3 tRNA genes are annotated in these 351 nt (G+C 53.6%); all 3 read right to left on the bottom strand.

Annotated features, from left to right (window positions below):
- Positions 1–75 precede the first annotated feature (75 nt).
- Positions 76–150: transfer RNA gene (locus AC2Q9J_RS17715), tRNA-Glu, on the bottom strand.
- Between the two features lie 29 nt (positions 151–179).
- Positions 180–269: transfer RNA gene (locus AC2Q9J_RS17710), tRNA-Ser, on the bottom strand.
- A 7-nt stretch (positions 270–276) separates the two neighbouring features.
- A tRNA-Asn gene (locus AC2Q9J_RS17705) sits at positions 277–351 on the bottom strand.

The following is a 351-nucleotide window of genomic DNA, read 5'->3' as shown; positions in this document are numbered from 1 at the left end:
GAGGATGACGGGATCGAACCGCCGACCCTCTGCTTGTAAGGCAGATGCTCTCCCAGCTGAGCTAATCCTCCAATATGGTGACCCCTACGGGATTCGAACCCGTGTTACCGCCGTGAAAGGGCGGTGTCTTAACCGCTTGACCAAGGGGCCATACTAAATTTCATTAATGAGTTATCTACTGGCGGAGAGCAAGGGATTCGAACCCTTGAGACGGTTGCCCGCCTACATGATTTCCAATCATGCTCCTTCGGCCACTCGGACAGCTCTCCAGAAAAATGGCTCCGAAGGTAGGACTCGAACCTACGACCATCGCATTAACAGTGCGGTGCTCTACCACTGAGCTACTTCGGA

The sequence above is a fragment of the Planococcus sp. RAB007_Raresut genome, assembly GCF_057369535.1.
Note: the sequence above shows the minus strand (reverse complement) of the source record. Positions and strands in the feature narration are given on the sequence as shown.